This window comes from Micromonospora sp. AMSO12t, assembly GCF_008806585.1.
Lineage (GTDB): Bacteria > Actinomycetota > Actinomycetes > Mycobacteriales > Micromonosporaceae > Micromonospora > Micromonospora reichwaldensis.
On sequence record NZ_WAAS01000010.1, the window covers coordinates 16,064 to 40,093 of the forward strand.

The following is a 24,030-nucleotide window of genomic DNA, read 5'->3' on the forward strand; positions in this document are numbered from 1 at the left end:
ACCCGCTTCAGCGCCCGTTCAGGCAGGGGGCAGGTCCGACCCGCGTCCGGCGGGCGGCCACAATCGGTGCGTACACAGGCTGTGGATAACTTGTGGACGAGGACCGGTCGGCCGTCCGGTGGGTGTCGTTCCACCCGCGCGTACGCGGCGGGCCCGGGACGGCCGACCGGAGAAGACGGCGGCGTCGGCGGAGCAGAGGCGAGGGGGTGGCACGACGGTGACCGGTACGACCGACCTTGCCGCGGTGTGGACAGCAACGACCGACGAGCTCGCCGACGAGATCATCTCCGCGCAGCAGCGGGCGTACCTGCGGCTGACCCGGCTGCGGGCCATCGTCGAGGACACGGCGCTGCTCTCCGTCCCGGACGCCTTCACCCGGGACGTGATCGAGTCCCGCCTGCGCCCGGCGATCACGGAGGCGCTCACCCGCCGACTGGGCCGGCCGATCCAGGTCGCGGTGACCGTACGCGTGCCCGACGACGGTTCCGGCCGCCCGGCGGGGACCGTCTACCGCAGTGTTCCCGAGCCGGGGCCGGCCGACCACGACGGCGGGCCGCCCGGCTACGCCGACGCCGGCTACGACGGGTTGCCCGGGCAGCGCGACGGCGGGGACCACGACGCCGGGCAGTCGCCGCTCATCCCCGAACAGGCGCACCCCCGGCGCCGGCCCGACACGTCGTCGCCGGGCGACGACGGGCACCGGCCGGACGACCGGGACGGGCAGGAGGCCCTGTTCAGCACCGCCTTCGCCGAGCCGCCGCGCCCCGACCGGTCGGGGCCGCCCCGGCACCCGTCCGAGCGCCGGGGCTACGACGAGCAGGCCGCCCGGCTGGACCGGCCGACCGCCGACACCCGGGGGTACGAGCCGCGCTACCGCGAGGACGCCGTCTCCCCCCGGGACCAGCACGTGATCCGGGCCCTGCCCCGCGACACCGGCACGGACAACGGGCCCGGACGGAGTGGCGCGGATCACCGGCCCGGTGGCCGGGACGACCGCCGCATGCCCGGCGCCGACGGCGGGGGCAACCGGCTCAACCCGAAGTACATGTTCGAGACGTTCGTCATCGGCTCGTCCAACCGCTTCGCCCACGCGGCGAGCGTCGCGGTCGCCGAGTCGCCGGCGAAGGCGTACAACCCGCTGTTCATCTACGGCAGCTCGGGGCTGGGCAAGACGCACCTGCTGCACGCCATCGGGCACTACGCCACGACGCTGGGCAACGCGCGCTCGGTCCGGTACGTCTCGACCGAGGAGTTCACCAACGACTTCATCAACTCGCTCCGGGACGACAAGACCAGTGCGTTCCAGCGGCGCTACCGCGACGTCGACATCCTGCTGATCGACGACATCCAGTTCCTGGAGAACCGCGAGCGTACGCAGGAGGAGTTCTTCCACACGTTCAACACCCTGCACAACGCCAACAAGCAGATCGTGATCACCTCGGACCGGTCGCCGAAGCAGCTCGCGACCCTGGAGGACCGGCTGCGTACCCGCTTCGAGTGGGGACTGCTCGCCGACATCCAGCCGCCGGACCTGGAGACCCGGATCGCGATCCTGCAGAAGAAGGCGGCGCAGGAGCGCCTCTACGCCCCACCGGACGTGCTGGAGTTCATCGCCTCGCGGGTGTCGAACTCGATCCGGGAGCTGGAGGGCGCGCTGATCCGGGTGACCGCGTTCGCCAGCCTGACCCGCTCGACGGTCGAGCTGGCGCTGGCCGAGGAGGTGCTGCGGGACTTCATCCCGGACGGCGCCGGGCCGGAGATCACCGCCGACCAGATCATGGTCTCCACCGCCGACTACTTCGGGGTCAGCCTGGAGGACCTGCGCGGCCACTCCCGCTCCCGGGTGCTGGTGAACGCCCGCCAGGTGGCCATGTACCTGTGCCGGGAGCTGACCGACCTGTCGCTGCCCCGCATCGGGCAGGCCTTCGGCGGCCGGGACCACACCACGGTCATGCACGCCGACCGCAAGATCCGCCAGCAGATGGCCGAGCGCCGGTCGCTCTACAACCAGATCGCCGAGCTGACCAACCGGATCAAGCAGAACACCTGAGCGACGGCTAACGGACGCGCCCGACCGGACCATCGGTCGGGCGCTTTTTCGTCCTCCACAGCCGGTCCCGGCTTGACCCTCGACATGGTCTAGGCCACAGCATCTGAGCCGTGACCGTCCACCGCCCGGATCGTTGTCCACATCTCGTTGTCCACAGCCTGTGGGAAACTACGGTCCGTCCACTCTCAGTTACCCACAGGTTGTGGACAAACCCTGGGGACGAGCCTGTGGACGCCTGGGGACAACCGGTTGGTTGTCCACCGACGACGATCTACCTGTGGGAAACCTGTTGAAGGTTCTGGGGATGACGCCGTCGGTGCGGCTTCCGCCTGTCCACAGGTCTGGGGAGAAAGTCGGTGGATAACCGGTGGATAACCGGTGGACGACGGTGGACAACTCGGGGTCGCCGGCCGCCTGTGGACCGGGACGCGAGTTTTACCCCGGGTTCTCCACAGGTAAACCACCGGTGGATAACGTGTCTGAGCTGGGCAAACGCGGGTTCTCCACAGTTTGCACAGGTGCGATGAAGATGACGAGTTATCTCTTCTAAGAGAACAAAAACCAATCATCACCGTTGGACTTCCTGTGGATTGGCCGGAACGCCGTCGTGGACGGCCTCCCGGCACCAGGAGTCCACGGGGTCGGGCGCACAGCCGATGCCCATGCGCCCTAAGGTGCGATGGGTACCCGCACGGACAGGCGGGTCGGTAGGCAGCGGTCGGCATGAGAGAGTTGTCGCTGACGTCGACGCGGAGGCATTGATGAAGTTCCGAGTGGAGCGCGACGCGCTCGCCGAGGCCGTGGCCTGGACCGCGAAGAGCCTGCCCAACCGGCCGTCCGTACCGGTGCTCGCCGGCGTGATGCTGCGCGTCACCGACGGCAACCTGCAGGTTTCGGGCTTCGACTACGAGGTCTCCAGCCAGGTGACCGTCGAGGTGCAGGGGGACGCCGACGGCGCCGCCCTGGTCTCCGGCCGGCTGCTGGCCGAGATCACGAAGGCACTGCCCGCCAAGCCGGTGGACATCGCCGCCGTCGGCGCGCACCTCGAGCTGGTCTGCGGCAGCGCCCGGTTCACCCTGCCCACCATGCCGGTCGAGGACTACCCGTCCCTGCCGGAGATGCCGGAGAGCACCGGCACCGTCGACGCCGCCGCCTTCGCCGCCGCGGTCGCGCAGGTGGCCATCGCCGCCGGGCGCGACGAGACGCTGCCGATGATGACCGGCGTACGCATCGAGCTCTCCGGCGGCACGCTGGCCATGCTCGCCACCGACCGCTACCGGCTGGCCCTGCGCGAGATGGAGTGGAACCCGGACGACGCCGAGGTGAGCGTCAACGCCCTCGTGCCGGCCCGGACCCTGCACGACACCGCCAAGGCCCTCGGCCCGATCGGCGGCCAGGTCGTCATGGCGCTCTCCCAGGGCGCGGCCGGCGAAGGCATGATCGGCTTCGCGGGCGGCACCCGGCGCACCACCAGCCGGCTGCTCGACGGCGCGAACTACCCGCCCGTGCGCTCGCTCTTCCCGGCCAGCCACAACGCCGAGGCTCGGGTGCCCGTCAGCACCCTGATCGAGGTCGTCAAGCGCGTCGCCCTGGTGGCCGAGCGGACCACCCCGGTGCTGCTCAGCTTCAGCACCGACGGCCTGGTGGTCGAGGCCGGCGGCACCGAGGAGGCGCGGGCCAGCGAGGCCATGGAGGCCACCTTCACCGGTGACCCGCTGACCATCGGCTTCAACCCCCAGTACCTGATCGACGGCCTGACCAACCTGGGGGCCCAGTTCGCCGTGCTCTCGTTCGTCGACGCCTTCAAGCCCGCGGTGATTTCGCCCGCCGGCGAGGATGGCGAGGTCATCCCCGGGTACCGGTACCTCATCATGCCGATCCGCGTCTCCCGCTGATCGCACCCCGAGAAGACCCCGACGCACGGAGGTAGGAACACATGCAGCTCGGCCTGGTAGGGCTCGGCCGGATGGGCGGCAACATGCGCGAGCGGTTGCGCGCCGCCGGGCACGAGGTGGTCGGCTTCGACCACAACGCGGAGCTGAGCGATGTCGCGACCCTGGCGGAGCTGGCTGAGAAGCTGGAGTCGCCCCGCGCGATCTGGGTCATGGTTCCCGCCGGTGTCACCGACGCGACCATCGACGAACTCGCCGACGTTCTCGGCGAGGGCGACATCATCATCGACGGTGGCAACTCCCGCTTCAGCGACGACGCGCCCCGCGCCGAGCGGCTGAACGAGCGCGGCATCGGCTACCTCGACGCCGGCGTCTCCGGTGGCGTCTGGGGCCGGCAGAACGGCTACGCGCTGATGGTCGGCGGCGCCCAGGAGCACGTCGACCGGCTCATGCCGATCTTCGAGTCGCTGAAGCCGGAGGGCGAGTTCGGCTTCGTGCACGCCGGGCCGGTCGGCGCCGGGCACTACGCCAAGATGGTGCACAACGGCATCGAGTACGGCCTGATGCACGCCTACGCCGAGGGCTACGAGCTGCTGGCCAAGTCCGAGCTGGTCACCAACGTGCCGGGGGTGTTCAAGTCCTGGCGCGAGGGCACCGTGGTCCGCTCCTGGCTGCTCGACCTGCTGGACCGGGCCCTCGACGAGGACCCGGAGCTGGCCGAGCTGAGCGGCTACACGGAGGACACGGGCGAGGGCCGCTGGACGGTCGACGAGGCGGTCCGGCTGGCCGTGCCGCTGAACGTGATCACCGCCTCGCTCTTCGCCCGCTTCGCCTCCCGCCAGGACGACTCGCCCGCCATGAAGGCCGTCGCCGCGCTGCGCCAGCAGTTCGGCGGTCACGCCGTCCGCAAGCGCTGACCGGAATCCCCGCGCCTGTGTACGTCCGCCGGCTCGAACTGGTCGACTTCCGCTCGTACGAGCGGGTCGGCGTGGACCTGGAGCCGGGGGCGAACGTCCTGATCGGCGCCAACGGCGTCGGCAAGACGAACCTGGTCGAGGCGCTGGGCTACGTGGCGACCCTGGATTCGCACCGGGTCGCCACGGACGCCCCCCTCGTCCGGATGGGCGCCTCCTCGGCGGTGATCCGCTGCGCGGTCGTGCACGAGGGGCGCGAGCTGCTGGTCGAGCTGGAGATCGTTCCGGGCAAGGCCAACCGGGCCCGGCTCGGGCGGTCGCCGGCCCGCCGGGCGCGGGACGTCCTCGGCGCGCTCCGGCTCGTGCTGTTCGCCCCGGAGGACCTGGAACTCGTCCGGGGCGACCCGGCCGAGCGCCGCCGCTACCTCGACGACCTGCTGGTCAGCCGCCAGCCCCGGTTCGCCGGGGTGCGGGCCGACTACGAGCGGGTGGTCAAGCAGCGCAACGCGTTGCTGCGCACCGCGTACCTGGCCCGCAAGACGGGCGGGTCGCGGGGCGGGGACCTGTCGACCCTCGCGGTCTGGGACACCCACCTGGCCCGGCACGGCGCCGAGCTGCTCGCCGGCCGGCTGGAACTGGTCGCCGCGCTGGGCCCGCACGTGACGAAGGCGTACGACGCTGTCGCGGCGGGACGGGGGGCCGCCGGGATCGCGTACCGGCCGTCGGTGGAACTGGGGGAGCCCACCACCGACCGGGAGACCCTGGCGGCGGCGCTGACCGCCGCGCTCGTCGAGTCCCGCTCCGCCGAGGTCGAGCGGGGCACCACCCTGGTCGGCCCGCACCGCGACGAACTGGCGCTGACCCTGGGCCCGCTGCCCGCCAAGGGGTACGCGAGCCACGGTGAGTCCTGGTCGTACGCCCTGGCGTTGCGGCTCGCCGCCTACGACCTGCTCCGCTCCGACGGCATCGAGCCGGTGCTGGTGCTCGACGACGTCTTCGCCGAGCTGGACGCCGGGCGGCGGGAGCGGCTGGCGGAGCTGGTCGGCGGGGCGAGCCAGCTGCTGGTGACCTGCGCGGTCGACGAGGACGTGCCGGTGTCCCTGCGCGGCGCCCGGTACGCCGTGGGCGAGGGGACGGTGCGACGTGCCGGATGAGCAGCTTCCGCCGGCCCGGCTCGGCCCGGGCCGTGGCGGCGGAGCGACCGGCGGCGACTCCGGCAGCGCGACGGGCGGCGGCGCGACGGGCGGCGACGCGCCGGCCGGGGCGAGCGGCCCAGAGCTGGCGCGGGCCGTGCTGGACGCGGCGCGCGCCCGCCGGGAGTCGGCGGCCCGTACGCGTCGGCGTACCTCCGGCGGGGGCGACGGCGAGGGCGGCCAGCGGCGGCTGCGCGGCTACTCCGGCCCCGGGCCGGACCCGCGCGATCCGCAGCTGCTCGGCGCGGTGCTCAACCGGCTCGTCAAGGCGCGTGGCTGGCAGCAGCCGGCGGCCGAGGCGACGGTGTTCGGCGCCTGGGAGCGGGTGGTGGGCCCGGAGGTGGCCCAGCACAGCCGGCCGGTGAAGCTGGAGGACGGCGAGCTGACCGTGGAGGCCCGCTCGACCGCGTGGGCCACCCAGCTGCGGCTGCTGGCCGGCTCGCTGCTCAAGCAGATCGCCAGCGAGGTCGGCCACAACGTGGTGCGCAAGCTGCACATCCACGGCCCGGCAGCGCCCTCCTGGTCGAAGGGCCCGCGCCGGGTCCGTGGCCGCGGCCCGCGGGACACCTACGGCTGACGGTCAGCGACCCTCGCGTCGGGCCTCCCGCTCGGCGCGCTTGCGCTCGCGCTGCTCGCGACTCCACTGCTTGCGCCGCTCCAGGTCTCGCTTCCACGCCTCCCGGGCGTGGTTCGAGCCGCCCTGCACCGCGCCCTGGACCTCCGGCGGGCCGGCGAGGCGCCGGAACGCCCAGGCCATCAGGCGGCCGCCCTCGCCCGGGGCCTTCGGGGTGGGCTTCTCCTCGGTCATCGCCTGGCCTCCGGTGCGACGGGAACGATTGGCGTACAAATCATTGGTACACCAATCATTGGTACGCTCGCAACGACGACGAGGAGGCCCGCCCGTGACCGACCAGCCCGACGGGGATCCCCTGGCGCTGGAACAGCAGGTGTGCTTCGCGCTCTCCGTCGCCGCACGCGGCGTCGTCGCCGTCTACCGGCCCCTGCTGGAGCCGATGGGGCTCACCCATCCGCAGTACCTGGTGATGCTCGCCCTCTGGCAGCACGCGCCGCTGTCCGTACGCGACCTCAGCCGTCTGCTCCAGCTCGACCCCGGCACACTGTCGCCCCTGCTCAAGCGGCTGGAGGCGACCGGCTACGTCCGGCGTGAACGCGACCCCGCCGACGAGCGGAGCCTCGCGGTGACGCTGACCGCAGCCGGCCAGGCGCTGCGGGCGCGGGCCGAGCAGATCCCGCCCGCGATCGTCGAACGGCTCGGCATGCCGGTCGAGGACCTGCGCCACCTGCACGCCGTGCTGACCCGGGTCATCGACGCCGCCAACCGCGGGTCCGCCGCCGAGCGGGGTCAGGCGTCGGCGTAGACGGCGAAGCCGCGGTCGGCGCAGCGCCGGTAGAAGGCCGCCAGCACGGCCAGCTCGGCGCAGGTGAAGTTCCACTGCGGCGGCTCGCCGCTCTCGTCGCGCAGCGCGTCCAGGCGGCTGTCGAGCCAGCGCAGCTGCTGCTCGGCCAACCGCCCGTCGGCGAGCAGCGACCGCAGCACCTGGCTCACCGAGTCGAAGGTGACGGCCTCGCCGTGCGGGCGGTGGCCGGTCACGAACCGCTCGATGCCGCCGGCGACCCAGGCACAGCCGTCGGGATCGATCACCGGATCCTCGTCCTCGGCCGCCGCGTCAGTGGCGTAGAGCACACCCTCCAGGCCGAGCAGGAGGTCGACCAGTTCGGTGTACACGGTCGCCCGCACGGTGCCGGTCTTGGCGATCAGCTCGGCGAGCGCCGCGGTGGGCGCGGAGATGCGGGGCATGTCGACGATGTCGCCGAAGTCGACGAACTCGGCCGGCGCGACCGGATCGTAGAAGCGGCCGGTCCGCGGCCACTGCACCGCGACGTTGTCCAGCCCCATCGGGCGTCACCTCTTCGAGAGCACGGATAGTTCGTAACGGCTCGATCGTCCGGTTCCGGCCCGAAAAGATCAAGGCCGGGCCGACGGCGTGGCGGCGGTGGCGTTCCCGCCGTCCGACCCGCACCGATCGTCAGGCGGCGCCGCCCCCGAACGCACCCTGGCGTGTAGGGGGAGTCGCGGGCGGCGCGGTTCGGCCGGCTACGTCGGTCTCAGCCGCCTCGCAGGGGTGCCGAGTGGTGGTTCTGTCGTCCGCGCACAGTAAGATTGACCCTGAGACGAAGACCCGGTGCGGAGCGACGAGACACGGGCCCGGAGCGGGGCCCGCGATCATTGTCCACGTCGGGTCGAGCCGATCGCGATCCGCGGGCAACCGCGGCGACCGGCGCGTTCGACCCGTACCCCGGAATTGTCCCCGGTGCCGGTCTGCGCGTCGACGTCGCGTCCTGTCCGCCGAACCCGCGCCCGACGCGCCACCAGGTGCGGACGGCGCGAGAAAGTGGCCGAAGGTGGCAGCGCAGGACAAGCAGGAGTACGGCGCCGGGTCGATCACCGTTCTCGAGGGGCTGGAGGCGGTCCGGAAGCGCCCCGGTATGTACATCGGGTCGACCGGTGAGCGCGGTCTGCACCACCTGGTGTGGGAGGTCGTCGACAACGCGGTGGACGAGGCGCTGGCCGGCCACTGCGACACCATCGACGTGGTGCTGCTCGCCGACGGCGGGGTCCGGGTCACCGACAACGGCCGGGGTTTCCCGGTCGACCTGCACCCGAAGCTGAAGAAGCCGGGTGTCGAGGTGGCGCTGACCGTGCTGCACGCGGGCGGCAAGTTCGACGGCAAGGCGTACGCGGTCTCCGGCGGTCTGCACGGCGTCGGCGTCTCCGTGGTGAACGCCCTCTCCACCAAGATGGCGGTGGAGATCCACAAGTCCGGCTTCGTCTGGCGGCAGCAGTACCACAACTCCAAGCCGACCCCGCTGGAGAAGGGCGAGTCGACCGACCGCACCGGTTCCGCGGTGGCCTTCTGGCCCGACGCCGACGTGTTCGAGACGGTCGACTTCGACTTCCAGACCATCTACCGGCGGCTCCAGGAGATGGCCTTCCTCAACCGGGGCCTCACCATCCACCTGCTCGACGAGCGGGTCCCGGAGGGCGAGGAGGGCAAGCCGCGCGAGGTCACCTTCTGCTACAAGGGCGGCATCGCCGACTTCGTCCGGCACCTCAACGCCTCGAAGAACCCGATCCACAAGACCGTGGTCGAGTTCGGCGCCGAGGAGGAGGGCATGTCGGTCGAGATCGCCATGCAGTGGAACGAGTCGTACGGCGAGTCGGTCTACACCTTCGCCAACACGATCAACACGCACGAGGGCGGCACCCACGAGGAGGGCTTCCGGGCCGCGCTGACCAGCGTCGTCAACCGCTACGGCACCGACAAGAAGCTGCTCAAGGGCGACGAGAAGCTCTCCGGCGAGGACATCCGCGAGGGCCTGGCCGCGATCATCTCGGTCAAGCTGGCCAACCCGCAGTTCGAGGGCCAGACCAAGACCAAGCTGGGCAACACCCCGGTGAAGAGCTTCGTGCAGCGGGTCTGCAACGACCGGCTGGTCGACTGGTTCGACCGCAACCCGGCCGAGGCGAAGATCATCATCCAGAAGGCGTCCCAGGCCGCCCGGGCCCGGATCGCCGCGCAGCAGGCGCGCAAGCTGGCCCGGCGCAAGTCCCTGCTGGAGTCCGGCTCGATGCCGGGCAAGCTGGCCGACTGCCAGTCCACCGACCCGCGCGAGTCCGAGGTCTTCATCGTCGAGGGCGACTCGGCTGGCGGCTCCGCCAAGCAGGGCCGCGACCCGCGAACCCAGGCGATCCTGCCGATCCGCGGCAAGATCCTCAACGTGGAGAAGGCCCGGATCGACCGGGTGCTGAAGAACAACGAGGTCCAGGCGCTGATCACCGCGCTGGGCACCGGCATCCACGACGACTTCGACATGGAGAAGCTGCGCTACCACAAGGTGGTGCTGATGGCCGACGCCGACGTCGACGGCCAGCACATCCAGACGCTGCTGCTCACGCTGCTCTTCCGCTTCATGCGCCCGCTGGTCGAGATGGGGCACGTCTACCTGGCCGCCCCGCCGCTCTACAAGATCAAGTGGAACAAGCGCGGCGACGACGCGCAGTACGCGTACTCGGACCGCGAGCGGGACGGCCTGATCGCGCTGCGCCAGCAGAAGAAGCCGAACGCGAAGCCGGACGACATCCAGCGGTTCAAGGGCCTCGGCGAGATGAACTACCCCGAACTGTGGGAGACCACGATGAACCCGGCAACGCGTACGCTGCGTCAGGTCACGCTCGACGACGCGGCCACCGCCGACGAGTTGTTCAGCGTGCTGATGGGTGAGGACGTCGAGGCGCGCCGCTCGTTCATCCAGCGCAACGCCAAGGACGTCCGGTTCCTGGACATCTGACGGGTCCCGGCGGGCCGGCCGGTCATCCACCGGCCGACCCGCCTGTCCACAGAGTTATCCACAGCACGGCCGGTATCCACAGCCGTTATCCACAGCACGAAAACGACTCTGAGTCTGATAAGGGTTAACAGTGACCGATATCCCCGAGTCCACACCCAACGAGCCCGAGCTCCCGGAGACCGTTGCCGCCGTCGTCGCGCACGACCGCATCGAACCGGTCGGGCTCGAGGTGGAGATGCAGCGCTCCTACCTCGACTACGCGATGAGCGTCATCGTCGGGCGGGCGCTGCCGGACGTCCGGGACGGGCTCAAGCCGGTCCACCGCAAGATCCTCTACGCCATGTTCGACTCCGGCTACCGGCCGGACCGGGGCTACGTGAAGTGCTCCCGTGTGGTCGGCGACGTGATGGGTCAGTTCCACCCGCACGGCGACTCGGCGATCTACGACGCGCTCGTCCGGATGGCGCAGCCCTGGTCGCTGCGCTACCCGCTGGTCGACGGCAACGGCAACTTCGGCTCGCCGGGCAACGATCCTGCTGCCGCGATGAGATATACCGAATGCAAGCTGGACCCGCTGGCCATGGAGATGCTGCGGGACATCGACGAGGACACCGTCGACCTCCAGGACAACTACGACGGCCGGGCCAAGGAGCCCACCATCCTGCCGTCGCGGATCCCGAACCTCCTCGTCAACGGCTCCGAGGGCATCGCGGTCGGCATGGCCACCAAGATCCCGCCGCACAACCTGCGCGAGATCGGCGCGGCCGTGCAGTGGTGCCTGGAGCACCCGGAGGAGGACGAGGCCACCACCCTCGACGCGCTGCTGGAGATCGTCAAGGGGCCGGACTTCCCCACCCACGGCCTGATCGTGGGCACGCAGGCGATCCAGGACGCGTACCGCACCGGGCGCGGGTCGATCCGGATGCGGGCCGTGGTGGAGGTCGAGGAGGACAAGCGGGGTCGCCCCTGCCTGGTCGTCAGCGAGCTGCCCTACCAGGTGAACCCGGACAACCTGGCCGAGCGGATCGCCGAGCTGATCAAGGAGGGCAAGCTCGCCGGCATCGCCGACATCCGCGACGAGTCCTCCGGGCGTACCGGCATGCGGATCGTGCTCGTGCTCAAGCGCGACGCCGTCGCCAAGGTGGTGCTGAACAACCTCTACAAGCACACCCAGCTCCAGGAGACCTTCGGCGCCAACATGCTGGCGCTGGTCGACGGGGTGCCGCGCACGCTCAACCTGGCCCAGTTCATCCGCTACTACGTCGAGCACCAGATCGACGTGATCCGCCGGCGGACGGCGTTCCGGCTGCGCAAGGCGGAGGAGCGGGCGCACATCCTGCGCGGTCTGTCCAAGGCGCTGGACGCCCTCGACGAGGTGATCGCCCTGATCCGGCGCTCGCCCACGGTCGAGGACGCCCGGCAGGGCCTGATCCGGCTGCTGGAGATCGACGAGATCCAGGCGACCGCGATCCTCGACATGCAGCTGCGCCGGCTCGCCGCGTTGGAGCGGCAGCGGATCCTGGACGACCTGGCAAAGCTGGAGGTGGAGATCGCCGACCTCAAGGACATCCTCGCCAAGCCCGAGCGGCAGCGCAGGATCGTCTCGGAGGAACTGGGCGAGATCGTCGCCAAGTGGGGCGACGAGCGGCGCACCAAGATCGTGCCGTTCGAGGGCGAGGTCTCCATGGAGGACCTCATCGCCCGCGAGGACGTGGTGGTCACGATCACCCGTACGGGTTACGCGAAGCGGACCAAGGTCGACCTCTACAGGTCACAGCGGCGCGGCGGCAAGGGTGTCAGCGGTGCGACGCTCCGACAGGACGACATCGTCAGCCACTTCTTCGTATGCTCGACCCACGACTGGATGCTCTTCTTCACCAACAAGGGGCGCGTCTATCGGGCGAAGGCGTACGAACTGCCGGAGGCCAGTAGGGTGGCCAAGGGCCAGCACGTGGCCAATCTGCTCGCGTTCCAGCCCGACGAGCAGATCGCGCAGATCATCGAGATTCCGAACTACCAGGTGGCTCCCTACCTGGTACTTGCCACGAAGAACGGCCTGGTGAAGAAGACTCGGCTCGAGGAGTTCGACTCCCCCCGGTCCGGCGGCATCATCGCGATCAACCTGCGCGACGAGGACGAGCTGGTCGGGGCGGCGCTCGTCGCGCCGGAGGAGGATCTGCTGCTGGTCTCGAAGAACGCGCAGGCGATCCGGTTCAACGCGAGCGACGAGGCGTTGCGCCCGATGGGGCGGGCCACCTCGGGCGTGATCGGCATGCGCTTCAGCGAGGAAGACGTCCTGCTGGCCATGGAGGTGGTCCGCGAGGGGCTGGACGTTCTGGTGGCCACGAACGGGGGATATGCGAAACGCACCCCGATCGAGGAATACCCCGTGCAGGGCCGGGGAGGTAAGGGCGTGCTGACTGCGAAGATCACCGAGCGGCGCGGTGGTCTGGTCGGCGCGGTGGTGATCGACCCGGACGACGAGCTGTTCGCGATCACCAGCAACGGTGGTGTCATCCGGACTCCGGTGAAGCCTGTACGCCGTACGCGTGACCGGAACACAATGGGGGTCAAGCTGATGGACCTTCCGGATGGCGTGACTATCGTGGCGATTGCTCGCAATGCCGACGAGCCTGACGAACAGGACTAGTTGAATGACGGAGACACAGGCGAAGTCGGGGAACACGGGGACCTCGGCCACCCCGGTCGACGAGGAGGCCGCGAAGAGCGGCACACCAGCGACCGGCCGCGCGGCCGTGGGTCGGGCGACCGTCCCCGCCGACGCGCCTGCCCCGAAATTCACCCGGGCGCCCGGGATGACACCGCCTCCGGACAAGCCCTCCGAGGACGGCGACGCGGCGGACCGGACCGAGGCGGTGGGGGTCGACAAGCCGGCCCCCGCCGCCAAGCCGGCCGCCGCCACACCGACGACGACGCAGCCGCTGAAGGTCGGTGCCGCCCAGTCGACCGGCACCACCGGGACACAGCCGCGGATCACGGGCTCCACCGGCACACAGCCCCGCGTGACGGGCACCGCGAAGCCGCAGCCGGACGGCGGCGGCCCGGCCGGCGCCGGCCGCCCCGCCAACGGGGGCGGCCTGCCGCCGGGTATCAGCGGCGCCGCCGCCGTCGGGGCGGCCCGTGTGGGTGATGCGGTACGCGCCGCGCGTACGTCGGTCAGTTCGGCCGCGTCGCGCGGGCCGCGCCGGGCCCGGCTGAACCTCAAGCGGATCGACCCCTGGTCCGTCATGAAGTTCGCGTTCGCGGTCTCGGTGGTGCTCTTCATCGTCGTGGTGGTGGCCACCTCGGTGCTCTACCTGGCCCTCGACGCGATGGGCGTGTTCACCAGCGTCAACGACAGCCTGACCGACCTGGTCAGCGCGGGCGGCGGCCAGAGCACCAGCGGCTTCCAGATCACCGCCAAGGGCGTGATCCTGAGCTCGGCGCTGATCGGCCTGGTCAACGTCGTGCTGTTCACGGCGCTCGCCACGCTCGGGGCCTTCGTCTACAACGTCTGCGCGGACCTGGTCGGCGGCATCGAGCTGACCCTCGCCGAGCGCGACTGAACCACCTCGGAAGCCGGGGCACCGCCGAGCGCGGAGCCCCGGCTTCCGTGCGTCCGGAGCACGTCACCGGGCGTTCGGGCGGGGCGTGCGGGCGACGTAATCGGCTGGGCCGGGCGGGAAGCCTCCGGTAGGTTCAGAAGCGACGGCAACGCCCGGACGTCGCGGCGGCCCCCGATTTGGGGCCGGACGGACGGATGGGTTAACCTTGCTCGTCGCCACGCGGGGCTATAGCTCAGTCGGTTAGAGCGCAGAGCTGATAACTCTGAGGTCGCTGGTTCGATTCCAGCTAGCCCCACCGCACATTCGTCCGACGGCAGTCGAGCGCGAGGGGTAGGCCCCATGTTCAAGAAGCTTCTGATCCTGGCCGGCGTCGTTGGTGTGGCAGCCGTGGTGGCCAGGAAGGTCAAGGCTTCCAACGACGAGCGCGCCCTGTGGCACGAGGCGACCACCGCGCCCGACCTGCGCTGATCTCGCTGGCACTGCCGGCACCGGCGGCTTCGTCCGCCTCCCGGGGCCCTAGCTCAACTGGCAGAGCACTGCCTTTGCAAGGCAGGGGTTAGGGGTTCGAGTCCCCTGGGCTCCACCAGCACTTCCCTTGGTTGATCTCGTTCCTGACGCTCGCGACAGCATCACCGGTCAGCGCAGGAAGGTGAAGAGCGTTCCCGTGGCGTCCAGAGGTCGCGGTGTGCCCTCGAACCGGTGGACGCCGACGGAGAACCGCACGTCGGCCGGAGCGTGGAACGCCTCCTCAACGAAGCCGGCGTCGCGAAGCCACCCCCGTACGGCCGGCGTGAGGTCCGGTGCCCGCCGCGCCCGGGTCCAGATCACGGTGGCACCCGCCGCGCAGAACTGGGGCAGGGCGGCGACCGTCCGCTGCACGTCGGCGTCCGGGATGTTGCCGAAGACTCCGACCATGAGCACCAGGTCGGCCGGAACCGTCCCGGCGTAGGAGGAGAGCTGGCCCGCGTCCGCCTGCCTGATCACGAGGTGGGAGAGGCCGGCCCGGTCGGCGGCGGCCCGCGCGGCGGCCACGTTGCCGGCGTCGTACTCGAGCAGGGTCACGTGCATGCGCGGGGAGGCGGGCCGTGCGGCGAGGACGCCGATGAGGTCGTGGCCCTGCCCCGCGCAGGCGCTGACCACCGTCAGCCGTTCCTCGGAGCGCTCGTCGAGCCACGAGGCGATGTGCTGCTGCACCAGCCGCAGCCGACGCGACAGCGGGGAGTCCACGTCGGCGTACGGCTCGTGCCACGCCTGCCAGTCGGTACCGCCGGTCACGGGCGGGCGTGCTCACGCAGCAGCGCGAGGAGCCCGTGGCCGTCCTCGATCCGCGCGTCCGGTTCGACTCCCGGGAGCGCCGGTTCCCGGTCGGTGCGGGGCGAGCGCATCAGGATCGCGGCGCCCGTGCCGGCGCGACGGGCGCACACGACGTCGCGGTGCACGGTGTCGCCGACGAACCAGCAGTCGCCGATCGGCACCGTGATGGCGCGTGCCGCCAGCAGCGCCAGTTCCGGGTTCGGCTTCCGGGGCCCGGCCTCGTCGCTGTAGAACTCGGCCCCGAACAGCCCGGAGAGCCCCGCGGCGGCCAGGAAGTCCCGGTGGGCGGCGCCGCAGAGCGTGTTGCTGACGACCGCCATCGGCAGGCCGGCGTCGGCGGCGTGCCGCAGGGCCTCGCCGATGCCGGGACGCACCGCCCACTCCCGGCGCCAGGTCCAGGCGTACGCCAGCGGGGTCGCCTCCCGCTCGACGGCGGCGCGGGCCTCCTGCGGCCAGGACCGGGTCACGAAGTCGGCCCACACCTGGGCGTGCGGCAGCTCGACCGGGTCGTCCGTCCTGCCCACGTCGTCGCGCCACAGGGCGTAGGCCCGCGAGCCCTCGCCCAGGTCACGGGTGATCTGCTCGTCCGGTACGGCGCCGTCGACGAGTTCGGCGAGGCGCCGCACCAGACCCGGCGGGGCCGGCGGTTGGGGTGGCGCGTCGGCCAGGACGCCGCCGAAGTCCAGCAGGAGAGCCCGAGGGGGACGAAGCATGCCCGTCATCCTCGCGCACCGGGACAGGCGTCACCACTGTCGATACACGGTCGCCTTGCCGCCCGTCACCAGGCTGGCCGGCGGTACGTCCTCGGCCACGACCGCGCCGGCGGCGACCACCGCGTCCCGGCCGATGCTGACGCCGGGGAGGATCGTGGCACCGGCGCCGATCCACACGTTCTCCGCCACGTCGATGGGCCCTCCGCTGAGCCAGCCCCGTCGCTCCTCCGGATCGACCGGGTGGCCGACGGTGATGAAGGTGGCCTTCGGCCCGACCATCACTCCCTGACCGAGCCGGATGCCGGCGTAGTCCAGGAACGTGCAGTTCTGGTTGACGAACACGCGTTCCGCGAGGTCCAGGCGGAGGCCGTGGTCGGTGTAGAAGGGTGGATAGATCGTGACTCTCTTCGGCAGCGGCCTGCCGAGGATCTGTGCGAACAGCTTCGCCTTGCCCGCCTCGTCCTCGAAGGGCAGGACGTTCAGACGGGAGGTGAGCTCGGTGACCCGCAGGACCCGCTCGGCCATGGCCTGGAACTCGGGGCTGTGGATACGCATCAGACGGTCGCTGGACACGCCACGATCCTTCCTGTCGGCTCACGCGTGGGCGCGGCCGGCGCAGGGCACCGCGGTTCCGCCCGGCCGCCCACGAGCCGCCCGCCTCGGCAGGTTAGCGTCGGAGGCGTGACCACCGGATCCCCACGCGTGCTCCCGGCCGACAGCGGCATCGCCGAGGCGGCCTCCGTCCTGCGTACCGGCGGGTTGGTGGCCTTTCCCACCGAGACCGTCTACGGGCTCGGCGCGAACGCGTTGGACGCCCGGGCCGCCGCCCGGATCTTCGAGGCGAAGGCGCGGCCCAGCTTCGATCCGCTGATCACGCACCTCGCGGACGCGGCCGAGCTGGAGAAGCTGGTCGGGGCGGTGCCGGCGGCGGTGACGGCGTTGGCCGAGCGCTTCTGGCCCGGGCCGCTCACGCTGATCGTGGACCGGCCGGCGGCGATCCCGCCGATCGTCACCTCCGGGCTGGCGACGATGGCGGTCCGTGTGCCGGACAACGCGTACGCGCGGGCGCTCATCGCCGAGGCCGGGGTGCCGGTGGCGGCGCCGAGCGCGAACCGGTTCGGCCAGCTCAGCCCGACGCGGGCGGAGCACGTGGTGCGGGGCCTGGGTGCCGCCGTGGACGTGGTGCTCGACGGTGGGCCGACGCGGTGCGGCATCGAGTCGACCATCGTGGACGCCCGGGGCGGGCGGCCGGTGGTGCTGCGCCTCGGCGCGCTGCCCGTGGAGGCGCTGGAGGAGGCGGCCGGCCCGGTGACCGTACGCCCGGGCAGCTCCGGTCAGCCCGTCGCGCCCGGCACGCTGGCGGCGCACTACGCCCCGCGTACGCCGCTGCGGTTGGCCTCGGGCGGCGAGCCGCCGGCGGCCGACGGGGTCCGGCGCGGCTTCCTGGCCTTCCGGGACCGGCCGGCGGGCGACTGGGCGGCCGTGGAGGTGCTCTCCGCCGCCGGCGACCTGACGGAGGCCGCCGCGCGGCTGTTCGACGCGCTGCACGAGCTGGACGCCGCCGGGGTCGGCGAGATCCTGGTCGAGCCGGTTCCCGAGGTGGGCGTCGGCCGCGCGGTCAACGACCGGCTGCGCCGCGCCGCCGCCACCTGGCACCCGACGGCCTGACGCGGGCACCCGGGTCGGGCGGCGCCGCCTCCCGGCGGGCGCGAACGCTGTCGGTGCCGGCGGTTCCTCCCGGGCGCATGGGCCGGGAGGACGGGGGTAGGAGAAACGGCAACGACCCCCTGGAAGTGAGGTGTCAGCCAGTGCCGACCGCACGCGAGATCATGACGAACGACGTGACCTGCATCCGTGAGCAGGACGACCTCAAGACGGCCGCCAAGCAGATGGCCCAGCTGGGCGTAGGCTCGCTGCCGATCTGCGGGGACGACAACCGCCTCAAGGGAATGCTGACCGACCGCGACATCGTGGTGAAGGTCCTCGCCGAGGGCCGCGACCCGGGCGGCGTCACCGCCGGTGAACTCGCCCAGGGCGAGGCGGTGACGATCGGCGCCGACGACGACGCGGCGGAGATCCTGCGGACCATGAGCCAGCACAAGGTGCGCCGGCTGCCGGTGATCGACGGGCACGAGCTCGTCGGCATCGTGGCCGTCGCCGACGTGGCCCGCTCCCTGCCCGAGCGCCCGGTGGGGGACCTCATCGAGGCCATCTCCGAGCGCGTCTGACCGCACGTCACGACCGATCGCCGCCCTCCGGCCCCGGCTGGGAGGCGGCGATCGGCGTACGCGGGGCACCGACGGGCCGGATGCGCGGGAGGCGGCCCTGGCGGGACCGGGTGGGCCGGATGCGCGGGAGGAGGCGCTGGCGGGACCGGATGGGCCGGGGGCCGGCGGCTCAGTCCGGCGGGGTCAGCGGGACGGTCTCGCCGCGGGCGATGGTGCGGACGGTTCCGGCGAGGCCGCGCCGCCGGGCCTCCGCCACGAAGTGGCCCAGCGGCGAGCGGAACACCGGATAGTCGTCGTAGTGGATCGGCACGGTGAGCTTCGGCCGGACCAACTCGACGAGGTCGGCGCCCTGCCGCGCGTCCATGGTGAGCAGGATGCCGGCGATCCGGGTGCCGCCGAGGTGGATCAGCATCGCGTCGATGTCCGGGTACCGCTCGGGGATCTCGGCCAGCATCGGCCGGTTGAGCGTGTCGCCGGTGACGTAGAGGCGGAACCGGCGGCTGCCGTCACGTTCCAGGTCGATCATCGTGCCCATCACGTCGGGCATCAGCAGGTCCAGCGCGCCCGGCCCGTGCCTGCCCGGCATCGAGGTCAGCCGCAGCGTCTCGCCGTCGCGGCGCAGCTCCCGGGAGTTCCAGGTGGGCAGCCCCTCGGCGGCCCGGAAGCCCCAGCGGCGCAGCTTCCGCTCGGCGGCGGGAGTGGTGACGATGGGCAACTCCCGGTCGAGTTCCCGGCGGGCCACGCGGTCGAAGTGGTCGCCGTGCAGGTGGGAGAGGACGACCGCGTCCAGCGACGGCAGTTGGGCGATCCGCAGCGCCGGGTCGGTGCGCCGTCGCGACCAGAGCCCCTTGCCCAGGTACGCGCGTTGGCCCCGGTGCAGGAAGTTCGGGTCGGTGAGCAGGGTGAACCCGCCGATCCGCAGCACCGTGGTGGCGGTGCCGATGAACGTGACCTCGGGCTGTGTCGTCGACATGTGCACCTCCACCGGTAGCCCTACCCGTGATCGGCGGGCCCATTCGGGCCGGGGTCACGGCGTGCTGGTCGACTGCGGACGCCGGGCCCGCTCACGCCGCTTCGTCGTCCGTGCCGGACCCGGAGCCGGGCAGGCGCTCCACGAGGCGGGTGAGCGCGCCGTTGGCGAAGGTGGCGCCGAGCGCGGAGCCCGTCGCGATGGTCCAGCCGACCGGGCCGAGCGGTGTGCAGCCGAAGAAGTGGCTGACCCCCGGTGTCTGGACGACCACCACCAGCGCCCCGAGCGACGCGGCGGTGGAGGCCAGTACGGCCGGGCTGGTGCCGCCGGCCAGCACCGTCTGCCCGAGCTGGGTGCCGACCAGCGAGACCAGTGCGACGGTGCCCGCCCGCCTGCGTCGCCCGGTGTAGCGGGCCAACGTCCAGCCAGCGGTGGCGCCCAGCGTCGTGGCGGCGGCGCGCAGCCCGATCTCCCGGGTCATCGTCTCGCCCAGCGACGTGTCGGGGCCCTCCCGGAGCAGGCCGTCGGCGTGGTCCGCGTCGGGTGGCCGGATCGCGATCGCCAACGCCGGTGCCAGGTCGGTGAGCAGGTTGACCAGGAGAAGTTGTCGGCCGGTGAGCGCCGAGCGGCCGGTCGCGGCGGCGGTCAGCACGCTGAACGCGATCTCGCCGAGGTTCCCGCCGACCAGGATGCTGAGCGCGTGGCGTACCGAGGACCACATCGCCCGGCCCTCGACCAGGGTGGCGATGATGGTCTCCAGCCGGTCGTCGGTGACCACCAGGTCGGCCGCCGCCCGGGCCGCCGGGGTGCCCCGCTGACCGAGGGCGATGCCCACGTCGGCCAGCCGGATCGCCGCGGCGTCATTGGCGCCGTCGCCGGTCATCGCCACCGTACGTCCGCACCGCTGCAACGCCTGGATGATCCGGACCTTGTGCGCCGGGGTGCACCGGGCCACCACGTCCGTGGCGGCGAGCCGCGCGGCGAGGGCCTCGTCGTCGAGCTGGTCGAGTTCCGTTGCGGTGACGACCCGCTGCTCCTCGTGGTCGCTGATGGTGGCCGCGATCGCCTCGGCGGTCGCCGGATGGTCACCGGTGATCATGATGGTGTGCACGCCGGCCTGGCGGATCCGGCGCACGGCGGGGGCGGCGCTCTCGCGTACCCCGTCGGCGAGGGCCAGGAAGCCGACGAAGGTCAGGTCGTGCACCTGATCGTCGGTGACTCCGGGCGAGGAGACCCGGCATTCGGCCACGGCGAGGATGCGGTGTCCCGCCCCCGCCCGGTCGGCGAGCACGGCGTGCAACCCGCCTCGGCCCTCGTCGTCGAGGGGCTCGTCGCGTCCCCCCGGCGTACGCCAGCTTGAGCACCGGGGCAGCACCGACTCCGGTGCCCCCTTCACGCTGAGCAGCAGCCGGTCCCCGGCCCGGCCGACGGTGGCGTGGTAGCCGCGGGACGGCTCGAACGGCAGCCCACCCACCGGCTCCCATCCCTGGGCGCCGGTCTGCTCGGTCACCCCGGCGGCCTGCGCGCCGGACCGGACCGCCCGGTCGGTCTGCTGGGCCAGGTCGTGGGGGTCGTCGGCGCCCGGGGTGGCGCGCAGCGCGGCCGAGAGGGTGCGCAGCAGGCCGTCGTCGAGGCGGTCGACCGGTGCGTACCGGCCGTCGTCGCCGACCCCGGCGAGCATCAGCTGCCCCTCCGTGAGGGTGCCGGTCTTGTCGAAGCAGAGCACGTCCACCCGCCCGAGCGTCTCGATGGTGCGCGGGTTGCGGACCAGCGCGCCGTGCTCCGCCAGCCGCCGTGCGGCGGCGAGCTGTGCGGCGCTGACCAGGAAGGGCAGCCCCTCCGGGACGGACGCGACGGCCAGGTTCGCGGCGGTCGCGGCGGTCTGGGCCAGGGGTACGCCCCGAAGCAGGCCCGCGCCGGCCACCGCCACCGCCGAGCCGGCGGCCAGTGGGATCGCCGCCCGGGTCAACCGGCCCAGCCGTGCCTCCACACCGCTCGACGGCGGGGCCTGCCGGGCCATCGCCAGGCTCCGCCCCGCCTCGGTGCCCGCACCCGTCGCGACCACCACCGCCGTTCCGTGGCCGGCGGCGACGCTGGTGCCCTCGTAGAGCATCGACCGCCGGTCGGCGACAGCAGCGGCGACCACCGGCTGGTCGGTCTTGCCGACCGGCAGCGACTCGCCGGTGAGCGATGACTCGTCCATCTCCAGCCCGGCCGACTCCAGCACCCGGCAGTCGGCCGGGACGGCGTCCCCCGATTCGAGGAGGACGACGTCCCCCGGCACCAGGTCCTCGGCCGGCAGGATCCGCTCCGCGCCGTCGCGGCGTACCCGGGCGGTCACCGCCGAGCGGGACAGCAGTTCGGCCAGCGACCGCTCGGTGTTGTGCTGGTGCACCGCCCCGAGCAGCGCCGAGCCGCCGACCACGCCGCCGACCAGGGCGGCGTCGACGGGCGAGCCGAAGGTGGCCGAGAGCACCGCCCCGGCGGCCAGCACCGGGGTGAGCGGGTTGGCCAGCTCGTCGACGAAGGCGCGGAGCAGCCCCGTCGGCCCCGAGGGCCGGGCGTCCCGGTTGCCCCGGCGGCGTTCGGCCTCGTCGGTGGCGAGCCCGTCCGGGCCGGTGTCGAGCTGGTCGAGCACGGTGGAGGACGGCATCAGGTGCCACGCGGTGATGTCGGGCGCCGGGGAGTTCGCCGGGCCGGGCAGCCGGTGCGCCCGCAGGACGCCGTGGGCGAAGGCCAGCGCCGCCGCCCCGTTCACGGCCATGAGGGCGCGTCCGGGCAGCCGCTCGCGGGGGGCGGTGAGCGCGTTCAGCGCGCCGAGGCCGGTGCCGGCCATGGCCAGGCCGATGCTCTGCCGGGCCATCCGGCGGGCCACCCCGGCCGCCTCGACCACCAGCGCCGCCACCCGCAGGTCGGCGCCGACCAGCAGGTGCGCGCCCCAGGGCGGCAGGTCCTCGGGGGCGGCGATCCCCAGCCCGCAGTCGGCGGCGCCGAGCGCGGCCCGGTCACCGGAGACCACCATCACCACGGCCCCGTCGCGTTGCAGCTCCCGCACCGACTCGACCAGCCGGTCGCGGCCGGGCAGGTGGGCGTCGGCGAAGTCGTACCGCCGCTCGTCGTCGCCGGCCACGACCAGCCGCAGGCCGGCCCGGCGGGCGGCGGCCGGCAGCGCGTCGACGCCCGGCGCCGGCTCCGGCTCGACCCGCAGTACGGCGGCGAGGGTGTCGCCGTCGGCCAGGCCGAGCACGGGGGCGCCCGCGTCGCGCAGCCGCCGGCTGTCGTCGGTGTCGCCCGGGTCCTCGACGTCCAGCGCGTCCAGCGGCCCGAGCCGCCAGCCGTCGGCGTGCCGCAACTCCCGGGGCGCGGCGGGGTCGAAGAGGGCGAACGCGCGCGCCGCCACCCGCCCGGTGTCCGCACCGGCCAGTGGCGCCAGGTCCGCCAGCACGCCCCGGTCGGAGCCGAGTACGGCGGCGTCCAGCAGCAGGGTGTCGATCCGGTCGAGTTCGCGCAGCACGCTGCGGTCCATCGCGATCACCCCGCGCCGGGCGAGGATCAGGCCGAGCTGCGCGGCATAACCCTCGCGCCCGCTGCCAGGAGCCTTGGGCAGCGTGGAGAGGCCCAGCGCGGCGGCCCGCTTCCCACCCACGACCGGCGTCGCGGCGGCCGCCGCCACGGCGCCCGCGTCGAGCGTCCGGGCCACGTACCTCTCGACGGGGCCGTCCGGCTTCGGCCGGGGGCGCTCGATCTTCGGCACGGAGGCGGCGGCCCGCTCCGGATGCCCGGTCAGCCGAGGCTCGGCCTGTTCCCACGCGCGGAGCTGGGCGCGCGCCTCGCCCCACTGCACCACCCGGTGCGCGCTGTCGAGCACGAGCCCGGTCCAGCTACCCGTGAGGCCCTGCACCACCGCCTCGGCGAGCGGGAACAGCAGTTCGGCCCGGGGGTCGGCACGCAGCCCCCGGTCCGCCAGCGCGTGCAGCCTCGGGTGCAGGTCGACCGCGCCGAGCAGCCCGGCGACCTCCCCGGGCACCGGCGTGAACGGCAGGATCCGGGTGGCGGCGGAGAGGGTCAGGCCCAGGGCGTCGGAGGCCAGCGCGCCGAGGGTGCGCGGCGTGCGCGGCCCCTCCTCGGGCGGGTGCGGCGGCGGGATCTCCGGGTCCGGCTCGTGCGGACAGGTGTGTTCGGTGCGGGCGACGGTCGCGATGAGGTCCCGCAGGGCGGGCTCCGGCGTACCGACGGCGACGACCACCCGGCCGGACGGGGCGTTGACCCGCGCCCACTCCACGCCGGGCATCCGCTCCAGCGCCGCCTCGACCTGCCGCGCGAGGACGTCGCCGCCGTCCTGGCAGACCCCGAGCACCTCGATGTGGTGCCGCCCGGGGCGGGACCAGACCCGACGCCGGCCCAGCCCGGCCGCCCGCGCCAGCCGGGCCGCGACGGCACCGACGTTCCGGGACGCCTCGCCGACGACCGGCGGCACCGTCACCGGCGGAAGGAGCCGGCCGGCGGTGCGGACCAGTGAGATCATCGAGGCGTACGACCGGACAGGCGCCGGTCAGGCCCCTCGCTGCCGCTGCTCCCGCCGTACGCCATCTCGCCTCCCACGCCCGAAGCTCCGGCGGCCTGGCTTCCCGGCTGATCGTCCGTTATGCGCTCCGAGCAGCGGAAGTTCCCCGGATGGGCCGGAGAGAGTCGGGTCTCCCTTGACCTGAAGCCGGGTTGAGGTCCGAGGCTTGTCGCATGCTGATCGAACTGCTCCGCTGCGAGACGGGTCCGTCGGACCCGCGGGCCCGCCTCGGCCACCGACCGTTGTGGCTGCCGG

Annotated in this window: 19 protein-coding genes and 2 tRNA genes; 14 read left to right on the plus strand and 7 right to left on the minus strand. The window is 72.7% G+C overall.

What is annotated here, in order from left to right:
- Positions 1-217 precede the first annotated feature (217 nt).
- The 5 genes from dnaA (at position 218) to F6X68_RS02780 (ending at position 6,626) form a co-directional block, all read left to right on the plus strand.
- Positions 218-2,050, plus strand: a complete 1,833-nt coding sequence (gene dnaA, locus F6X68_RS02760) for a chromosomal replication initiator protein DnaA (protein WP_151452756.1) — start codon at positions 218-220, stop codon at positions 2,048-2,050.
- Between the two features lie 761 nt (positions 2,051-2,811).
- Entirely contained in the window at positions 2,812-3,945 is a 1,134-nt protein-coding gene (gene dnaN, locus F6X68_RS02765) for a DNA polymerase III subunit beta (protein WP_151452757.1), read from the plus strand.
- Positions 3,946-3,986: 41 nt separating this feature from the next.
- Positions 3,987-4,859: a phosphogluconate dehydrogenase (NAD(+)-dependent, decarboxylating) gene (gnd, locus tag F6X68_RS02770; protein ID WP_132235451.1), complete on the plus strand. Its 873-nt coding sequence runs from the start codon at positions 3,987-3,989 to the stop codon at positions 4,857-4,859.
- 17 nt (positions 4,860-4,876) lie between these two features.
- Entirely contained in the window at positions 4,877-6,010 is a 1,134-nt protein-coding gene (gene recF, locus F6X68_RS02775) for a DNA replication/repair protein RecF (RefSeq protein WP_151452758.1), read from the plus strand.
- Positions 6,000-6,626 carry a DUF721 domain-containing protein gene (locus tag F6X68_RS02780; protein WP_151452759.1) on the plus strand — a complete coding sequence of 209 codons (627 nt, stop codon included), beginning with the start codon at positions 6,000-6,002 and terminating at the stop codon, positions 6,624-6,626. The genes recF and F6X68_RS02780 overlap by 11 nt, the downstream gene beginning before the upstream one ends.
- 3 nt (positions 6,627-6,629) lie before the next feature.
- Here the strand turns inward: F6X68_RS02780 and F6X68_RS02785 are convergent, their stop codons facing one another.
- Positions 6,630-6,857 (minus strand): hypothetical protein, encoded by a 228-nt coding sequence (locus F6X68_RS02785; RefSeq protein WP_132235445.1) that lies wholly within the window; start codon positions 6,855-6,857, stop codon positions 6,630-6,632.
- A 94-nt stretch (positions 6,858-6,951) separates the two neighbouring features.
- Here F6X68_RS02785 and F6X68_RS02790 point away from each other — a divergent pair, with 94 nt between their 5' ends.
- The gene (locus tag F6X68_RS02790; RefSeq protein ID WP_151452760.1) at positions 6,952-7,428 is read left to right on the plus strand and encodes a MarR family winged helix-turn-helix transcriptional regulator; all 477 of its coding nucleotides are present in this window, start codon (positions 6,952-6,954) and stop codon (positions 7,426-7,428) included.
- Here the strand turns inward: F6X68_RS02790 and F6X68_RS02795 are convergent.
- A complete protein-coding gene (locus tag F6X68_RS02795; RefSeq protein WP_151452761.1) occupies positions 7,413-7,967 on the minus strand; it encodes a hypothetical protein in 555 nt (184 codons plus the stop codon). The two genes, F6X68_RS02790 and F6X68_RS02795, sit on opposite strands and share 16 nt — an antisense overlap.
- A 506-nt stretch (positions 7,968-8,473) precedes the next feature.
- Between F6X68_RS02795 and gyrB the strand changes: the two genes are divergently transcribed.
- The 6 genes from gyrB to F6X68_RS02825 all read left to right on the plus strand — a co-directional run bounded on the left by gyrB (position 8,474) and on the right by F6X68_RS02825 (position 14,572).
- The gene (gyrB, locus tag F6X68_RS02805; RefSeq protein ID WP_151452763.1) at positions 8,474-10,420 is read left to right on the plus strand and encodes a DNA topoisomerase (ATP-hydrolyzing) subunit B; all 1,947 of its coding nucleotides are present in this window, start codon (positions 8,474-8,476) and stop codon (positions 10,418-10,420) included.
- Positions 10,421-10,550: 130 nt separating this feature from the next.
- Positions 10,551-13,070, plus strand: coding sequence for a DNA gyrase subunit A (gene gyrA, locus F6X68_RS02810; RefSeq protein ID WP_151452764.1), 2,520 nt, complete (start codon positions 10,551-10,553; stop codon positions 13,068-13,070).
- A 4-nt stretch (positions 13,071-13,074) separates the two neighbouring features.
- The gene (locus F6X68_RS02815; RefSeq protein WP_151452765.1) at positions 13,075-13,986 is read left to right on the plus strand and encodes a DUF3566 domain-containing protein; all 912 of its coding nucleotides are present in this window, start codon (positions 13,075-13,077) and stop codon (positions 13,984-13,986) included.
- Between the two features lie 221 nt (positions 13,987-14,207).
- A tRNA-Ile gene (locus F6X68_RS02820) sits at positions 14,208-14,281 on the plus strand.
- Between the two features lie 44 nt (positions 14,282-14,325).
- Positions 14,326-14,454, plus strand: coding sequence for a DLW-39 family protein (locus tag F6X68_RS33950; protein WP_210834795.1), 129 nt, complete (start codon positions 14,326-14,328; stop codon positions 14,452-14,454).
- Positions 14,455-14,496: 42 nt separating this feature from the next.
- Positions 14,497-14,572: transfer RNA gene (locus tag F6X68_RS02825), tRNA-Ala, on the plus strand.
- 50 nt (positions 14,573-14,622) lie between these two features.
- Here F6X68_RS02825 and F6X68_RS02830 read toward each other — a convergent pair.
- The 3 genes from F6X68_RS02830 to F6X68_RS02840 are packed head-to-tail and all read right to left on the minus strand — an operon-like array spanning position 14,623 to position 16,586.
- Positions 14,623-15,261, minus strand: coding sequence for a class I SAM-dependent methyltransferase family protein (locus F6X68_RS02830; RefSeq protein WP_151452766.1), 639 nt, complete (start codon positions 15,259-15,261; stop codon positions 14,623-14,625).
- The gene (locus F6X68_RS02835; RefSeq protein WP_192581254.1) at positions 15,258-16,013 is read right to left on the minus strand and encodes an HAD family hydrolase; all 756 of its coding nucleotides are present in this window, start codon (positions 16,011-16,013) and stop codon (positions 15,258-15,260) included. Before F6X68_RS02835 ends, F6X68_RS02830 begins: the two co-directional genes overlap by 4 nt.
- Before the next feature lie 30 nt (positions 16,014-16,043).
- The gene (locus F6X68_RS02840) at positions 16,044-16,586 is read right to left on the minus strand and encodes a DapH/DapD/GlmU-related protein (protein WP_151452768.1); all 543 of its coding nucleotides are present in this window, start codon (positions 16,584-16,586) and stop codon (positions 16,044-16,046) included.
- A gap of 108 nt (positions 16,587-16,694) precedes the next feature.
- Between F6X68_RS02840 and F6X68_RS02845 the strand changes: the two genes are divergently transcribed.
- Positions 16,695-17,681, plus strand: coding sequence for an L-threonylcarbamoyladenylate synthase (locus tag F6X68_RS02845; RefSeq protein WP_151452769.1), 987 nt, complete (start codon positions 16,695-16,697; stop codon positions 17,679-17,681).
- A gap of 140 nt (positions 17,682-17,821) precedes the next feature.
- Positions 17,822-18,241, plus strand: a complete 420-nt coding sequence (locus F6X68_RS02850; RefSeq protein ID WP_151452770.1) for a CBS domain-containing protein — start codon at positions 17,822-17,824, stop codon at positions 18,239-18,241.
- Between the two features lie 169 nt (positions 18,242-18,410).
- Here F6X68_RS02850 and F6X68_RS02855 read toward each other — a convergent pair whose 3' ends face one another.
- Positions 18,411-19,214, minus strand: coding sequence for an MBL fold metallo-hydrolase (locus F6X68_RS02855; protein WP_151452771.1), 804 nt, complete (start codon positions 19,212-19,214; stop codon positions 18,411-18,413).
- Positions 19,215-19,305: 91 nt separating this feature from the next.
- Positions 19,306-23,736 (minus strand): HAD-IC family P-type ATPase, encoded by a 4,431-nt coding sequence (locus F6X68_RS02860; RefSeq protein ID WP_151452772.1) that lies wholly within the window; start codon positions 23,734-23,736, stop codon positions 19,306-19,308.
- Positions 23,737-24,030: the final 294 nt, after the last annotated feature.

Excerpts from the sequence above, each read along its gene's own strand:
- dnaN (WP_151452757.1), top strand. The coding sequence starts at position 2,812 with ATGAAGTTCCGAGTGGAGCGCGACGCGCTCGCCGAGGCCGTGGCCTGG.
- gnd (WP_132235451.1), top strand. The coding sequence starts at position 3,987 with ATGCAGCTCGGCCTGGTAGGGCTCGGCCGGATGGGCGGCAACATGCGC.
- F6X68_RS02785 (WP_132235445.1), bottom strand. The coding sequence starts at position 6,857 with ATGACCGAGGAGAAGCCCACCCCGAAGGCCCCGGGCGAGGGCGGCCGC.
- F6X68_RS02795 (WP_151452761.1), bottom strand. The coding sequence starts at position 7,967 with ATGGGGCTGGACAACGTCGCGGTGCAGTGGCCGCGGACCGGCCGCTTC.
- F6X68_RS02815 (WP_151452765.1), top strand. The coding sequence starts at position 13,075 with ATGACGGAGACACAGGCGAAGTCGGGGAACACGGGGACCTCGGCCACC.
- F6X68_RS33950 (WP_210834795.1), top strand. The coding sequence starts at position 14,326 with ATGTTCAAGAAGCTTCTGATCCTGGCCGGCGTCGTTGGTGTGGCAGCC.
- F6X68_RS02835 (WP_192581254.1), bottom strand. The coding sequence starts at position 16,013 with ATGCTTCGTCCCCCTCGGGCTCTCCTGCTGGACTTCGGCGGCGTCCTG.
- F6X68_RS02855 (WP_151452771.1), bottom strand. The coding sequence starts at position 19,214 with ATGTCGACGACACAGCCCGAGGTCACGTTCATCGGCACCGCCACCACG.
- F6X68_RS02860 (WP_151452772.1), bottom strand. The coding sequence starts at position 23,736 with ATGATCTCACTGGTCCGCACCGCCGGCCGGCTCCTTCCGCCGGTGACG.